This window comes from Rhodococcus sp. D-46, from assembly GCF_011290655.1.
GTDB classification, from domain to species: Bacteria; Actinomycetota; Actinomycetes; order Mycobacteriales; family Mycobacteriaceae; genus Rhodococcus_F; species Rhodococcus_F qingshengii.
The window spans coordinates 171419-193070 of the sequence record NZ_JAANTF010000005.1; the positions used below are offsets into that span (position 1 = coordinate 171419).

General features: G+C 64.4%; 20 protein-coding genes. 10 read left to right on the top strand and 10 right to left on the bottom strand.

The genetic code is table 11. From position 1 onward, the window contains the following. The first annotated feature begins 36 nt into the window (after positions 1-36). The 3 genes from G9U53_RS14045 (at position 37) to G9U53_RS14055 (ending at position 3102) form a co-directional block, all read left to right on the top strand. Entirely contained in the window at positions 37-642 is a 606-nt protein-coding gene (locus tag G9U53_RS14045; RefSeq protein WP_003941672.1) for an N-acetyltransferase, read from the top strand. After that, positions 639-2237 carry an NAD(P)/FAD-dependent oxidoreductase gene (locus G9U53_RS14050; protein WP_007730076.1) on the top strand — a complete coding sequence of 533 codons (1599 nt, stop codon included), beginning with the start codon at positions 639-641 and terminating at the stop codon, positions 2235-2237. Before G9U53_RS14045 ends, G9U53_RS14050 begins: the two co-directional genes overlap by 4 nt. Before the next feature lie 70 nt (positions 2238-2307). Continuing rightward, positions 2308-3102 (top strand): DUF3153 domain-containing protein, encoded by a 795-nt coding sequence (locus G9U53_RS14055; RefSeq protein WP_075833434.1) that lies wholly within the window; start codon positions 2308-2310, stop codon positions 3100-3102. A 47-nt stretch (positions 3103-3149) separates the two neighbouring features. Here G9U53_RS14055 and G9U53_RS14060 read toward each other — a convergent pair whose 3' ends face one another. Then, complete coding sequence (locus tag G9U53_RS14060) at positions 3150-4139, bottom strand: methylenetetrahydrofolate reductase (RefSeq protein ID WP_003941803.1); 990 nt, start codon at positions 4137-4139, stop codon at positions 3150-3152. A 170-nt stretch (positions 4140-4309) separates the two neighbouring features. Between G9U53_RS14060 and G9U53_RS14065 the strand changes: the two genes are divergently transcribed. The 4 genes from G9U53_RS14065 to G9U53_RS14080 all read left to right on the top strand — a co-directional run bounded on the left by G9U53_RS14065 (position 4310) and on the right by G9U53_RS14080 (position 9675). Continuing rightward, positions 4310-5449 carry a polyprenyl synthetase family protein gene (locus tag G9U53_RS14065; protein ID WP_080726734.1) on the top strand — a complete coding sequence of 380 codons (1140 nt, stop codon included), beginning with the start codon at positions 4310-4312 and terminating at the stop codon, positions 5447-5449. Between the two features lie 2 nt (positions 5450-5451). Continuing rightward, positions 5452-7044 (top strand): phytoene desaturase family protein, encoded by a 1593-nt coding sequence (gene crtI / locus G9U53_RS14070; protein ID WP_030537040.1) that lies wholly within the window; start codon positions 5452-5454, stop codon positions 7042-7044. Between the two features lie 98 nt (positions 7045-7142). Continuing rightward, on the top strand, positions 7143-8720 hold the full coding sequence (locus tag G9U53_RS14075) for an alpha-(1->6)-mannopyranosyltransferase A (protein ID WP_037126786.1): 1578 nt from the start codon (positions 7143-7145) through the stop codon (positions 8718-8720). A gap of 10 nt (positions 8721-8730) precedes the next feature. Continuing rightward, positions 8731-9675 carry a phytoene/squalene synthase family protein gene (locus tag G9U53_RS14080; RefSeq protein ID WP_030537042.1) on the top strand — a complete coding sequence of 315 codons (945 nt, stop codon included), beginning with the start codon at positions 8731-8733 and terminating at the stop codon, positions 9673-9675. A gap of 20 nt (positions 9676-9695) precedes the next feature. On the opposite strand, the gene G9U53_RS14085 is transcribed toward G9U53_RS14080, so the two are convergent. Further along, positions 9696-10064: an Rv2175c family DNA-binding protein gene (locus tag G9U53_RS14085; RefSeq protein ID WP_020969869.1), complete on the bottom strand. Its 369-nt coding sequence runs from the start codon at positions 10062-10064 to the stop codon at positions 9696-9698. Positions 10065-10398: 334 nt separating this feature from the next. Here G9U53_RS14085 and pknB point away from each other — a divergent pair, with 334 nt between their 5' ends. Together pknB and G9U53_RS14095 are read left to right on the top strand one after the other, a co-directional pair. Then, complete coding sequence (gene pknB / locus G9U53_RS14090) at positions 10399-12462, top strand: Stk1 family PASTA domain-containing Ser/Thr kinase (RefSeq protein WP_165638811.1); 2064 nt, start codon at positions 10399-10401, stop codon at positions 12460-12462. 27 nt (positions 12463-12489) lie between these two features. Then, positions 12490-12918 carry a protein-tyrosine phosphatase family protein gene (locus G9U53_RS14095; RefSeq protein ID WP_003941706.1) on the top strand — a complete coding sequence of 143 codons (429 nt, stop codon included), beginning with the start codon at positions 12490-12492 and terminating at the stop codon, positions 12916-12918. 83 nt (positions 12919-13001) lie between these two features. Here G9U53_RS14095 and G9U53_RS14100 read toward each other — a convergent pair whose 3' ends face one another. The 8 genes from G9U53_RS14100 to G9U53_RS14135 all read right to left on the bottom strand — a co-directional run bounded on the left by G9U53_RS14100 (position 13002) and on the right by G9U53_RS14135 (position 19632). Continuing rightward, a complete protein-coding gene (locus G9U53_RS14100) occupies positions 13002-14387 on the bottom strand; it encodes a 3-deoxy-7-phosphoheptulonate synthase class II (RefSeq protein ID WP_007730070.1) in 1386 nt (461 codons plus the stop codon). Positions 14388-14477: 90 nt separating this feature from the next. Continuing rightward, positions 14478-14969, bottom strand: a complete 492-nt coding sequence (locus G9U53_RS14105; protein WP_003941683.1) for a polyadenylate-specific 3'-exoribonuclease AS — start codon at positions 14967-14969, stop codon at positions 14478-14480. A 66-nt stretch (positions 14970-15035) separates the two neighbouring features. Then, positions 15036-15842, bottom strand: a complete 807-nt coding sequence (locus G9U53_RS14110; RefSeq protein ID WP_003941692.1) for a lysophospholipid acyltransferase family protein — start codon at positions 15840-15842, stop codon at positions 15036-15038. Positions 15843-15936: 94 nt separating this feature from the next. Then, positions 15937-16977, bottom strand: coding sequence for an ROK family protein (locus G9U53_RS14115; protein ID WP_020969875.1), 1041 nt, complete (start codon positions 16975-16977; stop codon positions 15937-15939). Between the two features lie 124 nt (positions 16978-17101). Continuing rightward, on the bottom strand, positions 17102-17497 hold the full coding sequence (locus G9U53_RS14120; protein WP_007730069.1) for a hypothetical protein: 396 nt from the start codon (positions 17495-17497) through the stop codon (positions 17102-17104). Beyond that, positions 17494-18744 (bottom strand): ArsA-related P-loop ATPase, encoded by a 1251-nt coding sequence (locus tag G9U53_RS14125; protein WP_003941793.1) that lies wholly within the window; start codon positions 18742-18744, stop codon positions 17494-17496. Before G9U53_RS14125 ends, G9U53_RS14120 begins: the two co-directional genes overlap by 4 nt. Continuing rightward, positions 18745-19182 (bottom strand): SRPBCC family protein, encoded by a 438-nt coding sequence (locus tag G9U53_RS14130; RefSeq protein WP_003941701.1) that lies wholly within the window; start codon positions 19180-19182, stop codon positions 18745-18747. It abuts the gene before it with no gap. A 63-nt stretch (positions 19183-19245) separates the two neighbouring features. Then, a complete protein-coding gene (locus tag G9U53_RS14135) occupies positions 19246-19632 on the bottom strand; it encodes a hypothetical protein (RefSeq protein WP_003941776.1) in 387 nt (128 codons plus the stop codon). Between the two features lie 159 nt (positions 19633-19791). On the opposite strand from G9U53_RS14135, the gene G9U53_RS14140 reads away from it, so the two are divergent. Further along, positions 19792-21603 carry a long-chain fatty acid--CoA ligase gene (locus G9U53_RS14140; RefSeq protein WP_165638812.1) on the top strand — a complete coding sequence of 604 codons (1812 nt, stop codon included), beginning with the start codon at positions 19792-19794 and terminating at the stop codon, positions 21601-21603. Positions 21604-21652 lie beyond the last annotated feature (49 nt).

Sequence of the window (21652 nt, forward strand, 5' to 3'; positions counted from 1 at the left end):
ATAACTGCACCCACCGACACGCCGTCAAGAGAAGAGGTGAGACCGGTCGACCCGCAGATCGCCTGGACACCACATACGGTCGACCTCGATCGCGCAGAATTCGCGAGTCGACTCCACGAGGCACTGGCCGTGTACGTCACCGCGATGGACTATCCGCGAGGAACCGAGTTCCATCGCGCACCGATGTGGCAGGAGCACGCGAACCGGCCTGGCTGGAAGGCAGTCGGCGCTTTGGCGGTTCCTCAGCAACCGTCACACGAAAATCTGCCGCTGGTGGGGATCGCTTACGGGTATCGCGGGAGCCCGGACCAGTGGTGGCATCAACAGGTACTGCACGGGCTTCGGCGCTCGGGTCGTCCCCAGAGCGAGATCGACGCGATTCTGAGCGACTACTTCGAACTCACCGAACTCCACGTGCATCCGAACGGACAAGGTCACCGGTTGGGCGAATCGCTCTTGCGTCACCTCCTCGTCGATCGACCCGAACGCAGTGTTCTGTTGTCGACACCCGAGGTGTACGACGAGGACAACCGAGCCTGGCGGCTGTACCGTCGCCTCGGCTTTCGTGACGTGCTCCGCAGATTTCGTTTTGCCGGCGACAACCGGCCGTTCGCAGTCCTCGGCCGTGGACTCCCGCTGTGAGCGCGCTTCTCGACGCCGTCGTCGTCGGCTCCGGACACAACGCGCTCGTATCGGCCGCCTACCTCGCACGCGAGGGTTGGTCGGTCGAGGTTCTGGAGAAGGACACGGTTCTCGGCGGCGCCGTCTCGACCGTCGAGCGATTTCCCGGATACAAGGTGGACCGGGGGTCGTCGGCACACCTCATGATCCGACACAGCGGCATCATCGAGGAACTCGGACTCGGCGCGCACGGACTGCGCTACATCGACTGTGACCCGTGGGCGTTCGCGCCGCCCGCCCCGGGCACCGACGGGCCGGGCATCGCGTTTCACCGCGACCTCGACGCAACCTGCTGGTCCATCGAACGAGCATGCGGGACAAAGGACGCCGACTCCTACCGGCGATTCGTCGCGGTCTGGTCGGAGCGCAGTCGACATGTCATGAAAGCGTTTTCCGCACCGCCCACCGGATCGAACCTGATCGGTGCGTTCGGAGGTCTCGCCACCGCACGCGGCAACAGCGAACTGTCTCGGCAGTTCCTCGCGCCTGGCGACGCACTGCTCGACGAGTATTTCGACAGTGAGGCACTCAAAGCAGCGCTTGCGTGGTTCGGCGCCCAGTCCGGGCCTGCGATGTCGGAACCGGGAACCGCTCCGATGGTCGGCTTCGCGGCCCTCATGCACATCTTGCCGCCAGGGCGAGCAGTCGGTGGAAGCGGCGCACTGAGTGCTGCGTTGGCCTCCCGGATGGCTGTCGACGGCGCCACGGTCGCGCTCGGTGACGGCGTGACGTCGATCCGTCGAAACTCGAGTCACTGGACCGCCACAACCGAGAGCGGTCGAGAAGTTCACGCTCGCAAGGTAATCGCCGGGTGCCACATCCTGACCACGCTCGACCTCCTGGGCCGAGGGGGCTTCGACCGAACCACGCTCGATCACTGGCGGCGGAAAATCAGGGTCGGCCCCGGCATCGGCGCGGTACTTCGACTGGCGACATCCGCGCTTCCGTCGTACCGCGGCGACGCCACGACACGGGAAAGTACCTCGGGATTGCAATTACTCGTCTCCGATCGCGCACACTTGCGCACGGCACACGGCGCAGCACTGGCGGGGGAACTTCCTCCTCGCCCTGCGGTTCTCGGAATGAGTTTCAGCGGAATCGATCCCACGATCGCCCCGGCCGGGCGGCATCAGGTGACACTGTGGTCGCAGTGGCAGCCGTATCGCCTCAGCGGACATCGCGATTGGGCATCGGTCGCCGAGGCGGAGGCCGACCGGATCGTCGGCGAGATGGAGGCTTTCGCACCCGGGTTCGCCGATTCCGTCCTCGACCGATTCATTCAGACTCCCCGGGACATCGAGTCGGAATTGGGGATGATCGGCGGAAATGTCATGCACGTCGAGATGTCACTCGATCAGATGATGTTGTGGCGACCGCTTCCGGAACTGTCCGGCCATCGCGTTCCGGGAGCAGACGGGTTGTATCTGACCGGAGCATCGACTCATCCCGGTGGCGGTGTGTCCGGAGCCAGCGGTCGCAGTGCGGCTCGAATCGCACTGTCGGACAGCCGCCAGGGCGCGACTCGTCGTTGGATGCGTCGTTCGAGCAGGTCGTGAAGGTCACCCGCCGAACTTCACCCGCCGACACGCCCCCGCCTCGATGACTGGCTACGCCACGGCTGGCACGATGACCACTGTGCAACAGTCCACCGATCCCGCCGCCAAGCCGACCAGTCGGAAACGTTTCCTGACGGTTGCCGCGCTCGCCCTCATGCTTGTTCCCTTGCTTGCCGGGTGCATCCGCGTGCAGGTGTCGATGGGAGTGTCCGCGAACGATCGTGTGACCGGACAGGTGGTAGCTGCCGCTATTCCGGCGAACGAGGCGGACAAGGGTCCGCAGCTGACCCCACCTTCGTCGCTGGAGGACAAGATACGGGTTCAGGAGTACAAGAAGGACGGGTACGTCGGCAGCCAGGCGTTCTTCAGCGACTTGTCCTTCGGTGACGTCGCCCAACTGGGCTCCATGTACGCCGAGGGGTCCGGGTCGTTCCAGATCACCCTCAAGCGATCCGGGGACACCGTCACGCTCGACGGCAAGGCAGACCTGAAGACGGTTCCGACTCAGGGCGCCGACGTCCAGGTCAGCATCGCCTTCCCGGCACGGGTCGGCACGACCAACGGAACACGAGACGGCGATTCCCGGGTGTCGTGGACCTTGCCCGCCGGCGAGGTGTCGACAATGCGCGCCGAGGTCAACTACGCGGACCCAAGCACCCGAAGCTTCGCCGGGTGGGCAGGAATCATGGCCGGGCTGGCGCTCGGTGTCGCGATTGTCGTCGGTGCGATGGCCTGGATGGCGCGCAATCGAGCACCGATCAAGCGCGCGCCCGCCGCGAAAGCACCGGTCATGAAGACGCCTGTCACGAAATCACCTGTCAGCAAGCAAGCTGACAACAGGAATCCGAAAAACACCGCGAAGTAGCGCCTGGCGATTGCCCCCTCGATTGGTGTCGAGCGGGGCAACCGGGATCAGACGGCTTGTGCTGTCCCGACAGAGGTGTCGGGGGTGAGACCGAGTCGCTCGAGGACCTCACTGGTGGCGCGCGCGAAGTTCAGCGTGATGAAGTGCAGGCACGGAGCGCCTTCGGCGATCAACCGCTCACCCATCTCGGTGGCCAGATCGATGCCGAGTTCGCGGACCGCTGCACGGTTCTCGTCCGGACCGCTTCCGGCCGCGGCGTCGAATCGGCGTTCGAGAGCAGGGGGCAATGACGAGCCCGAGAGCTCGAGCATGCGCCTCACCGAGCGCAGCGACGTCACCGGCATGATCTCCGGGATGATCGGCTTGGCGCCCTGTTCTGCGTCGTACGCACTCACCCGGTCACGGAGACGGAGGTAGTCCTCCACGTCGAAGAACATCTGCGTGATCGAGTACTCGGCGCCGGCACGCAACTTCGACACCAGGTACTTCGTGTCGTATGCCAAGTCCGGAGCGCGGTAGTGCCCCTCGGGGAACGACGCGACGCCGACGTGGAAGTCGCCCAGGTCACGGACCATCCGCACGAGTTCCTCGGCGTACTCGACGCCTTCGGGATGCTTCTTCCATTCGCCGAGCGGATCGCCGGGCGGATCGCCGCGCAATACGAGGATGTTGCTGATCCCACGATCGGCGTAGGCACCGACCATGGCGCGAAGCTCTTCGGTGCTGTGTGAGACAGCAGTTAGGTGAGCAACCGGCAGCAGGGTCGTCTCTTCGGCAAGTTCGCCGGTGACACGCACCGTACGATCGCGCGTCGAGCCACCTGCGCCGTAGGTCATCGAGACGAACGCCGGTCCGAGCCGCTCGAAGGTACGCACCGCACGCCACAGGCGCGCTTCGGCGTCCGCGTCACGCGGCGGCGAAAACTCGACCGAGAACGGAATACGGCTACCTGTCGAGGAAGCGATCCGATCGACGATCGACGGTGTTCGGGTGGCCCACCCCTCGCTGGAGCGGCCCCTGACTGGATCGAATGTCACCGGTCAAGCATATGTTTTCCCGCTGCAAACAAGCTCATCGCCCAGTACTGCGTATCCCGAATGTCAGGATCGCGCAGTTCACGGCCCGACCCGCCGTTGATTCCAACCCCTACTAAGCTGGGCCCCAAGCTCGCTTCCGTGTAACCATCCGGCGCGAGAACATACCGATCTTGGAGGCCACCCTGTCCGCAGGAACCGCGCGCGTTGGACAGAGTTCGACCAACACCGCACCGCATCCGACCTCACTCGAACTGCCAGGTCTGTTCGAAGCAGCGCTCCGCGACTTCTTCGCTTCACGCCGCGAACTCGTCTCGAACATCGGCGGTGGATACGAGGAGGCCGTCAGCACCCTCGAGGCCTTCGTCCTGCGCGGAGGAAAGCGCGTCCGACCGTCGTTCGCCTGGACGGGATGGCTCGGCGCCGGAGGCGACCCGAACGGTAAGGGCGCAGACGCGGTGATTCGTGCGTGCGCCGCCCTCGAACTGGTGCAGGCCTGCGCGCTCGTCCACGACGACATCATCGACGCATCCACGACCAGGCGCGGCTTCCCGACCGTTCACGTCGAATTCGAGGACCAGCACCGAGACGAGGAGTGGAGCGGCGATTCCGCGCACTTCGGCGAGGCCGTCGCCATTCTTCTCGGCGACCTGGCCTTGGCCTGGGCGGACGACATGATCCGAGAATCCGGGATCAGCCCCGAGGCGGCCGCACGTGTCAGCCCGGTCTGGTCGGCAATGCGGACCGAGGTGCTCGGTGGCCAATTCCTCGACATCAGCAATGAAGCCCGAGGCGACGAGACCGTCGAGGCAGCCATGCGGGTCAACCGTTACAAAACCGCCGCGTACACGATCGAACGCCCACTGCACCTCGGCGCCGCGCTGTTCGGTGCGGACGCCGAGTTGGTCGATGCCTACCGGACCTTCGGCACGGACATCGGTATCGCCTTCCAACTTCGCGACGACCTGCTCGGTGTCTTCGGAGATCCGTCCGTCACGGGCAAACCGTCGGGCGACGATCTCATCGCCGGTAAGCGAACTGTCCTGTTCGCGATGGCGCTTGCCCGCGCCGACGCCGCAGATCCGGCGGCAGCAGAACTGCTCCGCAACGGAATCGGCACCCAGCTGACCGACACCGAGGTCGACACTCTGCGCCAGGTGATCACCGATCTGGGCGCCGTCACCGACGTCGAAACGCAGATCGACACCCTCGTCGAGGCAGCTGCGAACGCCCTCGACTCGAGCACGGCAACGGCAGAGTCCAAGGCTCGCCTGACCGACATGGCGATCGCGGCCACGAAGCGAAGCTACTGACCGTGGCACACGTGCACCGCACTCGAACCGTCAGCTCGCCGACCGATCGAGTCGTGATCGTCGGCGCGGGACTTGCCGGACTGTCTGCGGGGTTGTATCTGCGTGGCGCCGGCCGCGACGTCACGATTCTCGAGAGCAACAGCTCGGTCGGTGGGCGAGTCGGTGTCTACCAGGGCAATGACTACAGCATCGACAACGGCGCAACGGTGCTCACGATGCCCGAACTCGTCGAAGACGCGCTTGCGGCCGTCGGTGCCGACCCAGCCTCGACAAACCCCAAATTCGTTGTGCACAAGCTCGATCCGACGTACCACGCGCGATTCGCAGACGGCACCGCTCTCGATGTCCACGCCGATCCAGAAGACATGGCTGCCGAGGTCTCCCGTGTCTGCGGGCCGGAAGAAGCGCAGCGATACCGTGCGTTGCGGCGATGGCTGAACCGGATCTTCGACGCGGAATTCGACCGCTTCATGGACGCCGACTTCGATTCTCCCCTCGGACTGGTCAATTCGCGTGACGCAGTCAAAGATCTGAGCCGGCTCGTCGCACTGGGAGGATTCGGGAAACTGGGCGGGCAGGTGGATCGCAAGATCCGCGACCCTCGCCTCCGGCGGATCTTCACCTTCCAAGCGCTGTATGCGGGCGTTGCTCCGTCTCGGGCCCTCGCGGTGTACGGGGCGATCGCTCACATGGACACCTCACTCGGCGTCTACTTCCCCGAGGGCGGGATGCGCACGATCGCCGAGTCGATGGCCGACGCCTTCACCGAGGCCGGCGGAATTCTGCATCTCGGCCGCACTGTCGAACGCCTCGAGGTAAGCGATCGGCGCGTGCACACCGTTCACACACGCGACGGCGAGCGCTTCGACTGTGACGCCGCCGTCCTCACTCCCGACATGGCCGTCACGGACTCGCTCTTGCGCCCGCATACGCGATTGCGTCCGCGCCCGGTGCGTACATCGCCGTCCGCTGTCGTGATTCACGGCACTGTTTCCTCCGCGGTCGCCGACGAATGGCCCGCGCAGCGACACCACATGATCGACTTCGGCGAGGCGTGGAAGCGTACCTTCGCCGAGATCACGGCACGCCGCGGCCGCGGGCGACTGATGAGTGATCCGTCACTGCTCGTCACCCGACCGGCACAGACCGATCCGAGCCTGGCCTTCTCGCGAGACGGCCGAATCCGTGAACCGCTGTCAGTCCTCGCGCCGTGTCCGAATCTGGACAGTGCAAGTCTCGACTGGTCGACTCTCGGCCCGCCCTACGTGCGCGAAATCATCCTCACGCTGCAAGAACGTGGCTACACGGGACTGGTCGAAGGGTTCGAGATCGATCACGTCGACACCCCGCAGACCTGGCTCGAGAAGGGCATGGCCGCGGGTAGCCCGTTCGCAGCGGCACACACCTTCACCCAGACGGGGCCGTTCCGACGCAAGAACCTCGCCCGCGGCTTCGACAACGTCGTTCTCGCCGGATCGGGAACCGTTCCGGGGGTGGGAGTACCGACCGTTCTGCTGTCCGGACGGCTCGCCGCCGAACGTATTACCGGTACACGCGAGCGAGCCAGCGCGGTGGGCACTCGTGCGAGCAACTAAACTAGCCCCTCGTAACCGACCATTCATCCACGATTCACCGACTCGGGCGCTGCATGCGCCGATCGACACCGATCTCCTCGGGGGAGGAACCTGCACCGATGACGTCCTCTGCCGCAGCCACTGAAAGACCGTGGCACCTAAGGGCCGCCAATTTCCTTCGGACTCCCGAAGGTCACAGTGCACTGCTCGGTTTCTTCGGCGCAGTCATGATCACTTTCGGCGGATTCGGTGCCGGTAGCGTCCGGCGCCAAGATCCGCTGCTCGAGTCGATGCATCTGTCCTGGCTCCGTTTCGGACACGGATCGATTCTGTCGGCGGCCATCGTCTGGATCGGTGTCCTGTGCATGATCGCCGCCTGGGTTCGACTGGGCCGCTCGACTCTGCGCGGTGACGTCTCGTTGCGCGGATTGCGCTACGTCGTCCCGGTCTGGACGTTTCCGCTGCTGTTCGCGGTGCCCATGTTCAGCCGTGACGCCTACTCCTACCTGGCGCAAGGCGCGTTGTTGCGCAACGGCTTCGACCCGTATGCCGTCGGCCCCGTCGTCAATCCGGGAATCCTGCTCGACAACGTCTCCAACGTGTGGACGACGACAACTACCCCGTACGGTCCGGTTCACCTTCTCCTTGCCGACGCCATCGTTCGGCTGACCGGTGAGAACGTCATCGCCGGCACGATGCTGTTGCGGATCACGATGCTCCCCGGACTCGCCCTGATGATGTGGGCCGTTCCCCATCTCGCGACGAAGCTCGGCGGAAACACCTCGATCGCCCTGTGGCTCGCAGTACTCAATCCCCTCGTCCTGATCCACCTGATCGGCGGCGTTCACAACGAGATGCTCATGGTCGGCCTCATGGCCGCAGGCATTGCGCTCGCTCTCGAACGCAAGCACCTCTTCGGGATCGGGCTGATCGCGCTCGCCGTCGCGATCAAGGCAACCGCAGGCGTCGCACTTCCCTTCATAGTCTGGATCTGGATGATCCACGAGCGGGAGGACGCCGCAGCCGCCGGGCAAGAACCGGCGTCACCGATCCGATCGTTCGTCAAAACGGCCGGCGCAGGTTTCGCGGTGTTCGTGGCGGTACTCGGATCCACCTCACTGATCGCCGGAGTCGGCCTCGGCTGGACGACGGCACTCTCCGGTTCGGCAAAGATCATCAACTGGCTCTCGCTGCCCACGATCGTGGCGCACATCGGAACCATGGCAACCTCCTGGTTCGCCGGCGACCATTTCAACGACATCCTCGAAGTCTCCCGGACCATCTCGGCGGTTGTGTTGATCGCGATCATCGCCGTCGTGTGGTGGCGCTACCGCAAGACCGAGCGCGACGCCGTCATGGGCATCGTGATCGTGATGGTCGCCATCGTCGTTCTGTCCCCCGCAGCACTCCCCTGGTACTACTCCTGGCCGCTGGCAGTAGCTGCCGGTTTCGCAATGTCGCCGACGACTCTCGCCGTACTGACCGGGCTGTCCACCTGGCTGATGCTGGTGTTCCAGCCGGACGGATCGATCGGCCTGTACACCTTCCCGCACGTGGCTCTGGCCATCGTCGCTGCCGTGATCGCGGCGATGTCCTTGCAGACGGAAGACCCACTGCGACTTCGTGGACGCAAACACGAGAAACCGATCGAAATGACGTCAGCCGCCTCGGCGCCCTCGACGTCAGGATCTGCGTGATCCGCGTGTCATGAACGCACTGCCTGCGTCCTATGAATTCTGCGAGGGCGTGACGAGGGAACACGGCCGAACGTACTTTCTGGCCACCCGGTTGTTGCCCGTACCTCGACGCCGCGCAGTTCACGCGCTCTACGCATTTGCTCGCGTCGTCGACGACATCGTGGACGAACCCTCGGGTCCGCATGAACGAGGCACGGTGCTCGCCGACGTCGAACGTGCAGCCGTCAACGCACTCGACAACCCCACTGCGACAGGTGGCTTCGCGTCGACGGTTCCCCTCGACCTGACACGCGTACTCCCCGCCTTCGCGGATGCTGTGAAGACGTTCGACATCCCGCGCGCATATTTCGACGCCTTCTTCGAGTCCATGCGGATGGACGCCCCCGACACGGCGAAGTTTCGACCCGTTTACAACACGATGGACGAACTCAGCGAGTACATGTACGGCTCTGCCGTCGTCATCGGTTTGCAGATGCTCCCGATTCTCGGAGTGAGCGTTCCGCAGCGGGAAGCGGTAGTGCCCGCGTCGAATCTCGGTGAGGCGTTTCAGCTGACCAACTTCATCCGCGACGTCGGTGAAGACCTCGACCGGGGACGTCTGTATCTACCGGCGGGCGAGTTCGCCGCATTCGGGGTCGACATCGAGATGCTCGAACATGGGCGAAGAACCGAAACGGTGGACGTTCGGGTCAAGCGCGCGCTGGCACACTTCATCGCCGTGACGCGGGGGCGGTATCGGACCGCCGAATCCGGCATCCCGATGCTCGACCGACGGGTCCAGCCGTCGATCCGCACGGCTTTCGTGTTGTACGGAGCAATTCTCGATCAGGTCGAGCGCGCCGACTTCCGGATACTGCATCGACGTGTGTCCGTTCCAGGACGCACGCGACTTCGAGTCGCTGCGCCGGGTCTGGTCCGGTCGGCAACCTACGCGGCGAAAAACCGCATGCGGTGAGTTGTCAGAAGGCCGGCAGCTCAGAAAGCCATGGCCTGTGCGCGGCGGATGACCTCACGCGCGAGATCACCATGCAGTGCGTCCACCGGGCGCCCCGGCAGGGAATCGTCGGCCAGGAACAACCAGCGGAGGATTTCGATGTCGGTGTAGCCGCCGTCGTGCAGCACCGCCAGCAGACCGGGCAGCCACTTGACGATCTGGCCGTCCTCGCCGAAGAACACTTCGGGGACACCGAGAACGCCATGCCGCTTGACTGCGATGATCTTGTGATCGCGAAGCAACTGGTGAACCTTGCTCACCGGCAACCCGACGTTCTTCGCCACATCCACAAGCTGGAACAGGGAAACCGAAGAATCCAGGACATCATCACAATAAGGAATCGCGCTCACCGCGAGAAGTTTATCCGGTCCGGCGAACCCGCTGTGTACCGCCCGGTGCAGTGCTCGAAACTGCCGCTCCGCTCAGGTCACAGCGCTCTGTGACGTTGTCGAGACTTCCGCGTCGGTATCGCTGGCTACGATGGACGGGATGCGGCGTATCAGTAACCGGGATTTCGCGGTGGATGTGAATCGGTGCCCTCACTGCGGGAACCGGTACGCGGTATACAACCACCCACATTGCTGACAGCTACCACCCAGACCGCAAGCAGACAGATCGCAAGCACGCAGATCACAAGCACGCAGAGCGCAAGCACGGAGGAACAGTCATTACGGAGGTCGAGGGTTGATCGGCGAAATGCTCGAGCGCCGCTATCGAGTGGACGCACCGATCGCGCGCGGCGGTATGTCGACCGTGTATCGAGGCCTCGATACACGGTTGGATCGACCTGTCGCGATCAAGGTGATGGACCCGCAATTCGCCGGCGATCCAGCGTTCCTGACTCGTTTCGAGTTCGAGGCCCGGGCCGTGGCCCGACTCAAGCATCCGGCCCTTGTGGCCGTCTACGACCAAGGCAGCGATCGCAATCACGTGTTCCTCGTGATGGAACTCGTCGACGGCGGAACCTTGCGTGAACTCCTTCGTGAGCGCGGACCGATGCCGCCACACGCAGTCGCTGCAGTCGTGGCACCTGTCCTGGACGCGTTGGCGGTGGCGCATCGAGCGGGACTGGTTCACCGTGACGTCAAACCCGAGAACATCTTGATCTCGGACACCGGCGAAGTGAAGATCGCCGACTTCGGATTGGTGCGTGCAGCTGCGGCAGCAACCACCACCTCCAACAGCGTGATCCTCGGCACCGCGGCCTATCTGTCGCCGGAACAGGTGACGTCAGGAATTGCCGACACTCGAAGCGACGTCTATTCCACCGGCGTGTTGATGTTCGAACTTCTCACCGGTACAACACCGTTCACCGGCGATACGTCACTCTCCATCGCCTACCAACGCATCCACGACGATGTCCCGCGCCCAGGTTCACGTATCCCCGGTGTACCGGCGCAGTTCGATCGTCTGGTTGCCGAAGCCACTCACCGCGAGCCCGCACATCGTTTCGCCGACGCCGGTGAGATGGCAGCTGCACTTCGCAGTGTGAGCGAGCAACTGGAACTTCCGTCATACCGCGTTCCCGCTCCGCGTCGAAGCGCCCAGCACCAGAGCGCGCAAGTTGCCCCGGCCCGGCCACAACCGGCGCCCGCGCCTCCCACGGAGGTACACCCGAACTCTGCTGCGCGCCCGAACCCTGCTGCCACGACGGTATTGGCGTCCGGCGTGGCCCCGGCTGTGGCAGCCACCACGGCGCTCGGCACGGGCTCTCCTCCCCCTGGCGGTATCCAGCACACTCGCGCGGTCACCGCACAAACTGCTCGTCCGGCGACGGTCGACGGCGACTCGGATTTCGACGACGGTTCCGATTTCGGCGACGACCACCCGGGGCACGACGATCCGCATGCTCATTTTGTCGAGGCACGTCGTAAATCGCGACGAGCCACCCTGATCTGGCTGCTCGTCATCGCGGTCCTCGCGCTCGCGTTGGGCTTCGGCGGATGGTGGATGGGCTCGGGCCGCTATACAGCTGTTCCCTCGATCGACGGGCTGACCAAGGACACTGCGGTCACCGCTCTGCAGGACGCCGGGCTCTCCCCCGACATCCAGGGTCAGTACTCCGACGCCCAACCCATCGACACGGTGATCGGGACAGACCCGGCCTCCGGCTCGAGGGTTACCAAAGGCTCGACCGTCGCGCTGCTGACTTCGCTCGGGCGTCCGACTGTCCCGCCCATTCCGGCCGGCGGCGACGTCTCGGCCCTGGGCGCACAACTCGCCGACCGCACTCTCGTCGCGGTCGACGGCGGGGACACATTCAGCTCCAAGATCCCGATCGGCGGCGTGGCCGCGCTCGACCCGGCACCGGGAACCGAAGTTGCCGTGGGCTCCTCGGTCAAGGTCATCACATCCAAAGGGTCACCGCCCGTGGACATTCCCGATGTGAAGGGCATGTCCGAGAACGCTGCGCGCGCCGCCCTCGACAAGGTAGGCATCTCAGTCAGCACCACCAGAACAACGTTCGACGACGCCGTCGAGGGCGGAGGCGTGATCGGCACCGATCCCGCAGTCGGGTCCTCCGTCAACGCCGGCACCTCCGTGGTTCTGCTCATCTCCGACTCCGTCAAGGTTCCCTCGCTGATCGGCCGCTCCGTCTCTTCAGCACGCGAAGAACTCGGCCGCCTCGGCCTCGAGATCACCGTGCGTCAGCTCACCCAGAACGACAGCTCGGTCATCATCAGCCAGAGCGTCAAGAACGACCTCGTTGCCAAGGGCACCGACATCAGCGTCGTCGCAATTCCCTGACAGTCCGCTTCGGCCTAATCTGAATTCATGGCCACGTGGGAACCCGAGAGCATTGGGATACTCGACTTGCCGTCGGGGAGATCGATTCGGGGTCGAGGACTCCGCAATCCACTTCCTTCCGGACCTCTCCCCACCTTCGGCGTCTATCTGACCGGCAAAGAACCTCCCGACACCGAATGGGAGTCGGAGTGGGTCCGCTGGCGAGATTTCTGGTTGCCGAGCGATCCCGATGCGCTGCGCAGGGCCTTGCACGAAGTGTGGGTGCGCTCGGAAACCGAAAGAGTCGAGATCGCTTGTGGTGGTGGATACGGCCGCACCGGAACAGCGTTGGCCGCTCTTGCCGTCATGGACGGAGTGCCCAGTAAGGACGCCACCGCGTACGTTCGCGCACGTTACTCACCTCGCGCCGTCGAAATGCCCTGGCAGCGCCGATTCGTCACACGATTCACGCAATAGCGAACGCCCCCACCTGCGCGAGCGGGTGAGGGCGGTTGCCGAAAATCTATGCCGGCGCGAATCAGCTTCGGCGAAGCAAGGTTTCAGCCTCGCAGCATCTCGGCCACGAGGAACGCGAGCTCCAACGACTGTTGGGTGTTCAATCGGGGGTCGCACGCCGTCTCGTAGCGACCGCCGAGATCGAGGTCGGAGATGTCCTGCGCGCCGCCGAGGCACTCGGTGACGTTCTCACCGGTCAGCTCGACGTGGATGCCACCCGGATGCGTGCCGAGACCGTTGTGGACCTCGAAGAATCCCTGGACCTCGTCGACGATGCGGTCGAAGTGGCGCGTCTTGTACCCGGTGGAGGCTTCGTGGGTGTTGCCGTGCATCGGATCGCACTGCCAGATGACCTGGTGACCGGTGGCTTGGACCTTCTCGATGATCGCCGGCAGCAGGTCGCGGACCTTGCCGTTGCCCATGCGCGAGATCAGAGTCAGACGACCTGGCTTGTTGGTGGGGTCGAGACGCTCGACGTATTCCACCGCCATTTCCGGCGTCGTGCTCGGGCCGATCTTGAGGCCGATCGGGTTGGACACCAACTCGGCGAAGGCGATGTGCGCGCCGTCGAGCTGACGAGTGCGGTCACCGATCCAGAGGAAGTGAGCCGACAGGTCGTAGAGCTTGGGGTGATCGCTGTCGTTGTCGAGACGCAGCATCGCGCGCTCGTAGTCGAGAACCAGGGCCTCGTGGCTGGCAAAGATCTGTGCCTGGTGCAGGCTCGGATCGGTGACGCCACACGCGTTCATGAACTGCAGGCCGCGGTCGATCTCGGCTGCCAGTTGCTCGTAGCGTGCGCCCGCGGGAGACGCTGCGACGAATTCGCGGTTCCAATCGTGCACCTTGTGCAGGTCGGCCATGCCGGCGCCGGTGAGTGCGCGAACCAGGTTCATCGCGGCGCTGGCGTTGGCGTATGCACGCACCAGTCGCGAAGGATCGTGGGCGCGGACTGCCTCGTCGGCGACGAGCGAGTTGATCATGTCGCCGCGGTAGGACTTCAGACCCAACGAGTCGATGTCGGCAGAGCGCGGTTTGGCGTACTGGCCGGCGATGCGAGCGACCTTGACGACCGGCATCGAGGAACCGTAGGTGAGCACGACGGCCATCTGCAGCAACGTGCGGATGTTTCCCTTGATGTGCGGCTCGGTGTTGTCCGCGAAGGTCTCGGCGCAGTCACCGCCCTGGAGCAGAAATGCCTCACCACGCGCGACCTGCGCGAGACGCTCTTGCAGCGCCTCGACTTCGCTGGCCACCGTGATGGGAGGCACGCTCTCGAGCACAGTCCGCATGGCGGCCGCCTGGTCAGCGGGCCACGAGGGCTGCTGAGCAGCGGGCTTCGCGAGCGCCTCGTCGAGCTGCTTACGCAGTCCGGCAGGCAGCGGCGGGAGTTCGGGCAAGCGGTCGATCGGCACGTCGACAGTCCAGTTCACCTCTACAGGATATTCGCTCGCTCGTCGGCGCGTCACACAGGCTCTCGATCGCAGCCCAATCGGAACACTTCCCGCGCACCGAAACCTGGGTCAGCGAAGTGACCGTGCAGCCGAAATGGCGTCGAACTTCACGAGGTTGTGCCTGGCGTCGGCAAGTGCGTCGTGTGCGTCGGCGGGCGCCGACGGGAGGGCAGGACTGCCGTTGTCTTCCCAGAACTGTCGGAGTTCGCGGGTGTACCGCGGCATCGACTGCGGTAGTTCCGTCATGTCGCCCCACAACTGGCACAGCGCGACGTGGTCGTAGGCGGCGACCCACGCCCAGAGCTCCGGAACCACCATCGGCCGCGGAACGAAGAATTTCAGAAGATCGTCGCGGATCTTCTCGCGTGATTTCCACAGCGGCGACGAAGGCTGCGGCAACTTCGGCAGCACGTTCTTGCGCACCCAACTACCGGCACGGGCGGGATCGAACTCCGTCGAAACCGCGTAGTACTCTCGGCCGTCCTCACAGACAACGCCGATGGACACGAGATCGATGGTTCGACCGTCTTCGATGAATTCACAGTCGTAGAAGTAGCGCACGTCCGAAAACTATGCCGCACGCGCAGGCTCTGGAGCCAATGCGCGTGCGGCCGGTGTGGGAAATCTCTAGCTGGCTTGTGCGTCCGGGAGCGAATCCTTGTCGGACTTCGCGGATTCCTTCGACTCGGCCGAGGCCACGAGATCGACAACCGACTCGCCGCCTTCCGCCGGAACGTCGACGGCAGCTTCGGGTTTCGTGGGCGCCTGGTTCTTGAGGCTCGCCGCGTAGATGTCCACGTACTCCTGGCCGGAGAGTTTCATCAACTTGTACATCACCTCGTCGGTCACAGCGCGCTCGACGAAGCGGTTTCCGCCCATGCCTTCGAAGCGGGAGAAATCGATGGGTTCGCCGACGATCACGGTGACCTTGGCGGGACGCCACATCCGTGAGCCGATCGGATTCATCTTGTCGGTGCCGACCATCGCTACCGGGATCACCTTGACGCCCGATTCAAGTGCGAGGCGCGCCATTCCGGTCTTGCCCTTGTAGAGGCGACCGTCAGGCGAGCGCGTCCCCTCAGGGTAGATACCCAGCAGGCTGCCCGAACCGAGGACCTTGAGACCGGCGTTGAGTGCATCCTGCGCCGCGTCTGCACCGGTTCGGTCGATAGGGACCTGACCGACCGCGGTGAAGAACCACTTCTGGAAAGCGCCCTTCAGACCGGAACCGGTGAAGTACTCACTCTTGGCAAGGAACGTGATGCGGCGGTTGACGCGAAGCGGAAGGTAGAACGAGTCCAGAACCGCCTGGTGATTGCTGGCCAGAATGGCCGCCCCGTCAGTCGGAATGTTCTCGTGACCCTTGACCGTCGGACGCCCGAGCAGCCAGAGAATCGGCCCCAGCAACACATACTTGAAGAGCCAATACCACACGGCGTCCCTCCCATTCACAGCTGAATTTCGCTGAGTACGACCTTACTGCCGACCGGTAACCCCCGCTACACACGCCCCTGCAGGATCGACCCGATCACAGTCCGGCAGACGTGGTTCCAGCGCCGTCGACCCCACCGAGATCCTGAGGCACTACCGATCGGGCCAAAGCGGCGGCGCCGACCATGCCCGCAGCTTCGCCCAGCTGAGCGGAACGGATGCGGGCCAGTGGGCGGTGCTTCGCCCCGGTCAACAATGTCGCGTATTGCTCGCGGGCGTCGTCGAGAAACAGTGGGGCAGAACTCGCGACGCCGCCGGCGATCACGACCAGATCGGGATCGTAGACGTCACCGACCATGGCCAGACCCACGGCCAGCCAACGGGTGAACTCGGCGATCGTTGCCAGCGCGAGTGGGTCACCGTCCTGCGCGGCGTTGGCGATCCGGCGACCGGTGAGCGAACCAGGATCCACCGCTACCTCACGCGCCAGGACCGTCGACGCGGCCGGGTCGGCGGCAAGCAGTTCGATTGCCGTGTCGACGAGCGCCGTTCCGCTGCAATAGCGCTCCCAACACCCACGTTTGCCACACGCGCACTGACGCCCGCCCGGAACGACCTGGATGTGGCCCAGTTCGGGAGCGACGCCGTGACTTCCCCGGTACAGCTCACCGTTGATCAGCAGCGCTCCACCGATTCCGGTCCCGATCGCCACCATCACGACATTGCGGCCACCTGCGGCCGCGCCGAATCGGTGCTCCGCGAACGCCGCCGCATTGGCGTCGTGTTCGAGAACGACCGGCAAGCCGAGCCGCTTGCTCAAGTCACTTCCGACCGGCGCGTCCACCCATGGCAAGTGCGGAGCGAACCGAACCGAGCTTCGATCGGAGGTGATGAAGCCGGCGACCGCCAACCCCACGGCCGATACCTCGTGCCTGGTGACCAATTCGCGCACGACGCGATCGAGACCGTCTTCGAGTGCCCTGGCCGACTGCGGGGTCGGGGCTTGAATCATCTCGAGCACTTGTCCGTCGACGTCCACGACGGAGGCCCTGATACTCGTCCCGCCGACGTCGATGCCGACCGTCAAGATGTCGTCCATGGTGGAGTCGGAGACCGCTTTCAAGCGGCGCGCGCTCATCGCGACGATTCCCGCGCGAGCGGCGTCCGCTGGAGTGCGCACCCTGAATCGGTGCCTCGTGCGTCGGTGACCATTGTGTCGATTGTGCTCATCTCGGGCCGTTCGCTCTACCCGGGGTACTGAGTCAGTCCTTGACCGTGACGTTGATCGGGACAAATGCCGCCGTGCGAGTTCGCTCCGCACCTGGCGTCGTCGGACCGCCTTCGGGTCCACGATCGGGGCCTGACGGCCCCCCGAGAAACTCGTCGAGAATCTCACGAAGCAACGCAAGGAATGCTGCTGCTTGACCCGCGAGGAATGCCAACAGTTCGTGGTGCTCACCGCGAACCAGTGCGGCGAGGGCGCACACCGGGCACCAGCTGCAGCCGGTGAACACCGGCTGCGTGTCCGTGGACGCCGAGTCACTCGCAACGTCTGCCGTCGCTGCTGCGGCCTTCTGCAGCACCGGTTCCAGGCGCGTCAGAACGGTTTCCGCCAGCGCGCGAAACTCCGCGACGAGGCGCTCGTGCTCTTCGCTCATACCGGCCACACCGCGGGATCCGGGCTGAACCGGATGATCAGGTAACTGCCGTCCAACTCCGCCCCGTTCACGACACAACGACGCAGCACCGACGCCAAACGAACTCTGCGTCGTACGCCGTCTGCTCCCACCAGCACATCGTCCTCCACCCGGCCCAACGACAACGACGACGGATCCACGAGCGGAAGGTACATCCGCATCACGTACACCGAATCGACTCCGGTCCCGGACTCCAACGACACCACGATGTTGTCCGCGGTACCGACGGTGCCCGAATCCGTGCCCGCTCCACCCTCGAACGTGGCCGCGATCTCGCCCAGAGCGGCCAACCCTACCGGTTCGGCGCAAGCGCGTTCGACCGTTGTGACGGACATTCCATCGGTTGATCCACGCAGTTCGTCCACGACGAGTGCCTGAGCCGCCCGGATCGACGCGAGCCACTGCGCCGCCGGTGAATCGTCGACACCCTTCCCGGCGGACGAGTTGAACTGCGGGACAAGGTTGTTGACCACAATCCCGTCAACTCGCAACCCGGCCAGAGCCAGCCCGGACAACGTCCGACGAGTCGCCGCGACCGACACGCCGTCGGCCGACGTCACCACACGCACGCCGGTGTTCTCCCGATCCGAGAGGTGAACCGCGATCCGATCCACCGACGCGAGCACGCGTTCGACGACGGACACGAGCAGGAGCAGCCGCATGTCCGTACCTGTCACAGCGACCATCCGCCTGTGCCGCGGCCACAATCGCTCGAGATACTCCGACACCATCGACGGCGAGCCGAGTATCCGCAGCGCTTCGGCTGCGGCCGGACAGTCCACGATCACGACGTCGTAGTCGCCGCTGTCCGAGAGGTCGACGATCTCGGCGAGCCCGAGCATGTCTTGGATGCCCAGGGATCCCGTCAACTCTTCCGGTTCCAAGCCCTCGAACGACGAACCGTGTTCGTGATCTCCCGCTCCGAAAGTTCCTGCAGCGTCGATCAACCCCGACAATCCTCGGAACTTGTCCTCGAGGAGCGCTGACGTGTCGAGTTGCCGGACGTCGAGACGCTCGGTGAGAGATGTGGTCGTTCGCGGATTCGGCACGCCCAGGACGTCTGCAAGAGAACCTGCCTGATCGATCGACACGAGCAGCACTCTCGCCCCATCGGTCGCAGCCGACACAGCAGTCGCTGCGGCAAGCGTCGTCGTGCCTACTCCGCCTTTACCGACGAACAGTTGGACGCGCGATCGTTGCTCCGGCACTCAGCCCTCGACTCGCTTCTTCAGTTCCTTCAGAGCTGTGTCGGTGATGATCTTCTCGGCCTTGCGCTTGAACAGTCCGATCATCGGAATCGTCAGGTCGACCGTCAACTCGTAGGTGACCGACGTGGTGCCGTTCGGGCCGGGCTCGAGTGTGTACGAACCGAATTGGGACTTCTGAATCTCGCCCGAGATCAGCTCCCAACTCACCGCCATACCGTCCGGTGCCCACGAATACTGCAGTTCGTAGGTGTCCTTCACCATCCCCGCGTCGAGGACGAAACGTACTCGGTCCGCGCGGCCGCCCTGTCCCGGCGCCGTCACCTCGACGGACTTCGCCGCGGCCACCCACTCGGGGTACCGCTCGAAATCGGCGATGACGTCCATCACGGCGTCGGCAGGAGCGTCGATGCTGATCAACCCCTTGGTCTTCTCGGCCATACGACTGCGCTACCTTCCTTCGTCAAAAGTCCAGAACCTGCACAACGTGCAGTGCTTCGATTATCAGTCCGGTGCTACTCCGGCGGCACGTCCCGCTTCGAGTTCGCGTTTGAGCTGGAACGACATGACCTTGCCGTCGACCCGACGCTTGCGGTTCATCCCGGCGAGGTCGAGGGTCGCCAGATCGGACGGCGATACGCCGACCGGCTCACAATGCAGGAAGTAGTGCGCGATCGTCCCGTCCATGACCGGTTCGAGCCACACCTCCATGGTGCCGACCAGCTGACCGGACACCCCCCAACGGAATCCTGCGGGACCGCGATCTTCCCGGACTTCGAGCTCGAGATCACTGAACCAGCGACGCCACTGCGCGCGCGAGGACAACAGTTCGGCGACCCGCTCGGGCGGGGCGGCGATGAAAGTCTGGTCTGCGACCTGAATGCTGCTCACCGAAGTAGCTTCACATATCGCGTCCGCGAAGCGTCGAGGGGTGTCGCAACACTACATACCGGACAGACTGTAAGCCTGGCCACAACTGCGTCGGACATGCGACTACAGTAGGAGACGAAAACCCTACTCGTCAGTATTTCGCAGTGTCGGAGGTATTTCGTGCCTGAGTTCAGCGCACCCCAGACGTTCACCATTCCCGAGGATGCCTCCGCGGTCGACTCGGTCTTCGCCTTCGCGAAGACGAAGCCGGCGGCGGTTGTCTACAAGCGCAAAGTCGGAAATGCATGGGTCGATGTCACTGCAGGCGATTTCGCCGCTCAGGTGACTGCCGTCGCCAAGGGCCTGATCGCGATCGGAGTCGAGCAGGGCGACCGCGTCGGCCTCATGTCGGCGACTCGCTTCGAATGGCCGCTCGTCGACTACGCCATCTGGGCGGCCGGCGGCGTGACGGTTCCGATCTACGAAACCTCCGCAGCCGAGCAGGTTCGCTGGATTCTCGAGGACTCCGAAGCAATCGACCTCATCGTCGAGAACGACGCTCATGCCGCGACCGTGAAGGACGTCGCTGCAGCCGCCCCCGCGCTGCGCACGGTGTACCAGATCGATGCCGCGGCAGGCGGTAAGGGTGTCGTCGAGGAATTGACCGCACTGGGCGCCGACATCTCCGACGAGGACGTCCACGCCCGCGTCGCTGCACTGAAGGCATCCGATCCCGCGACCCTGATCTACACGTCGGGCACCACGGGCCGACCCAAGGGCTGCCAGCTGACGCACTCCAACCTGATTGCCGAGTCGAAGGGCATCCTCGACTCCAACCTCGGCACGCTGCTCAAGACTCCTGGCGTTCGCACTCTGATGTTCTTGCCGCTCGCGCACGTTCTCGCTCGCGCAGTCAGCATCGCGTCGTTCGATGCCGGTGCAGCGCTGGGGCACACGAGCAACATCCCGAACCTCGTTCCGACGTTCGGCGAGTTCAAGCCCGACTTCATCCTCTCGGTGCCGCGCGTGTTCGAGAAGGTCTACAACAGCGCACGCGCCAAGGCGCACGGCGACGGCAAGGGAAAGATCTTCGACGCGGCCGCAGACACCGCCGTCGCGTGGAGCGAGGCGCAGGACAAGGGCGGCGCCGGCATCGTTCTCAAGGCCAAGCACGCTCTCTTCGACAAGCTCGTGTACTCGAAGCTGCGCGCAGCGCTCGGCGGGCAGTGCCAGCTGGCCATTTCCGGTGGTGCACCTCTGGGCGCTCGACTCGGCCACTTCTTCCGCGGTATCGGTGTCACGATCTACGAGGGCTACGGACTGACCGAGACCACCGCAGCGTTCGCCGTCAACACCATCGGCGCACAGAAGGTCGGTTCTGTCGGAAAGCCGTTGGCCGGCAACTCCGTTCGTATCGCAGAAGACGGCGAAATCCTCCTCTCGGGACCGGTGGTCTTCACCGGCTACTGGCGCAACGAGAAGGCGACCGCCGAGTCGATCGAGAACGGCTGGTTCCACACCGGCGACCTCGGCACCGTCGACAAGGACGGCTACATCACCATCACCGGCCGCAAGAAGGAAATCATCGTCACGGCAGGCGGCAAGAACGTCTCCCCCGCTCAGCTCGAGGATTCCCTTCGCGCGCACCCGCTGATCAGCCAGGCCATCGTGGTCGGCGACCAGAAGCCTTTCATCGGCGCCCTCATCACCATCGACGCCGAAGCTCTCCCCGCCTGGAACGAGCGCAACAACAAGGCCGCAGGAACCACAGCGGCCGACCTGGTTTCGGACGGCGAACTGGTCGGCGAAATCCAGGACGCCATCGACGAGGCCAACAAGCTCGTCTCACACGCCGAGGCGATCAAGAAGTTCCGCATTCTTCCGGTCGACTTCTCCGAGGACACAGGCGAACTCACGCCCACGATGAAGCTCAAGCGCAACGTCGTGCACGAGAGCTTTGCCGCCGACATCGAAAAGATCTACGCCAAGTAGTCTTTCGCCGATCAGCCCTCTGCCGACACGAACGTGCCGACATGAACGG

Coding starts and splice junctions, on each gene's coding strand:
- G9U53_RS14055 (WP_075833434.1), top strand. CDS start 2,308: ATGACCACTGTGCAACAGTCCACCGATCCCGCCGCCAAGCCGACCAGT.
- G9U53_RS14075 (WP_037126786.1), top strand. CDS start 7,143: ATGACGTCCTCTGCCGCAGCCACTGAAAGACCGTGGCACCTAAGGGCC.
- G9U53_RS14080 (WP_030537042.1), top strand. CDS start 8,731: ATGAACGCACTGCCTGCGTCCTATGAATTCTGCGAGGGCGTGACGAGG.
- G9U53_RS14095 (WP_003941706.1), top strand. CDS start 12,490: ATGGCCACGTGGGAACCCGAGAGCATTGGGATACTCGACTTGCCGTCG.
- G9U53_RS14115 (WP_020969875.1), bottom strand. CDS start 16,977: ATGAGCGCGCGCCGCTTGAAAGCGGTCTCCGACTCCACCATGGACGAC.
- G9U53_RS14120 (WP_007730069.1), bottom strand. CDS start 17,497: ATGAGCGAAGAGCACGAGCGCCTCGTCGCGGAGTTTCGCGCGCTGGCG.
- G9U53_RS14130 (WP_003941701.1), bottom strand. CDS start 19,182: ATGGCCGAGAAGACCAAGGGGTTGATCAGCATCGACGCTCCTGCCGAC.